Raw genomic sequence first — 1283 nt, 5'->3', positions numbered from 1 at the left:
GGTCGCCCCGCCGGCGCCGGGCACGATCACCATCGCCGACATCGACGGGCTGCCCCTGCCCGAGCCCGTCAAGGACGCGCTCCGCGGCGCCGCCCTGGCGATCAACGATGGCATCCAGAACGCATGGAACGCGGTCCCCGCCGGCTCGCTCGGCAAGTAGACCCGCCGGGCCGCGCGGCGGGCCCACGAACGACGACGGCCGGCACCTCGAGCGAGGGGCCGGCCGTCGTCGTTCGTACGGGGGTGTCTACAGCGACGCGATCACGAAGCCCGCGCTGACCAGGACGCTCCACGCGAGCATCGCGAGCCCGGCCGTCGCGAGCGCCGGGATGAGGTCTGAGCCTGTGGCCCTCGCCCGCACAGGGCCGTTGGCCTTCCACGCCACCGGCAGCGCCAGCAACCCGAGCAGCGCCCACCAGGTGGCCGGGGCGAGCGCGAGCGTCGCCAGCAGCGGGACCAGCAGCTCGAGCACGGCGTGCAGGCCGCGCGTCCGCGAATCACCCAGGCGCACGGCGAGCGTGATCTTGCCGGCTTCGGTGTCCGAGGGGATGTCCCGCAGGTTGTTGGTGAGGTTCACCGCACACGAGAAGCTGCCCACCGCGACCGCGGCGACAACCGCGTACCAGGTCACCGACCCGAGCTGGGTGTACTGCGTCCCGATCACCGCGACCAGCCCGAAGAACACGAACACCGCGACCTCGCCGAGCCCGCGGTACCCGTACGGCGTCTTCCCGCCCGTGTAGAGCCACGCGGCCAGGACACACGCCACGCCCACCAGGATGAGCCACGGTTGCGATGTGGCGCTGAGCACGAGCCCGGCCAGACCACCCAGGCCGAGGAAACCGAACGCGGCCCGCTTCACCGTCGCGGGGCGGGCCAGCCCGGAGCCCACCAGGCGCAGGGGACCGACGCGGTCGTCGTCGGTGCCGCGGATGCCGTCGGAGTAGTCGTTGGCGTAGTTGACGCCGATGATGAACGACCACGCCACCACCAGCGCGAGCAGCGCCTGCCACCATACGAACCCGCCCGCGAGCGCCGCGGCCGCCGAACCGACGAGCACGGGCGCGAACGCGTTGGGCCAGGTCCGGGGGCGCGCGCCCTCCAGCCAGTGGGAGAGCGTGGCACCGCCGGGCCCGGCGTCGGAGGCGGAGGGTGCGGGGTCGGTCTCGCGGCTCATTCCCCGATTGTCCCATCGACGAACCCGGCCGCGACGCCGCGCCGGTCGACCTTGCCGCCCGGCAGCACGGGCAGCGCGTCGAGCACGGCCACCCGCGCCGGGGCCG

Annotated in this window: 1 protein-coding gene; it reads right to left on the bottom strand. The window is 74.0% G+C overall.

Annotation, left to right across the window (positions count from 1 at the left end):
• Positions 1–247: 247 nt before the first annotated feature.
• Positions 248–1177, bottom strand: coding sequence for a 1,4-dihydroxy-2-naphthoate polyprenyltransferase (locus HMPREF3086_RS01400; protein ID WP_070719773.1), 930 nt, complete (start codon positions 1175–1177; stop codon positions 248–250).
• Positions 1178–1283 lie beyond the last annotated feature (106 nt).

Source organism: Dietzia sp. HMSC21D01, from assembly GCF_001815995.1.
Classification (GTDB): Bacteria; Actinomycetota; Actinomycetes; order Mycobacteriales; family Mycobacteriaceae; genus Dietzia; species Dietzia cinnamea.
Note: the sequence above shows the minus strand (reverse complement) of the source record. Positions and strands in the feature narration are given on the sequence as shown.

Excerpts from the sequence above, each read along its gene's own strand:
- HMPREF3086_RS01400 (WP_070719773.1), bottom strand. The coding sequence starts at position 1,177 with ATGAGCCGCGAGACCGACCCCGCACCCTCCGCCTCCGACGCCGGGCCC.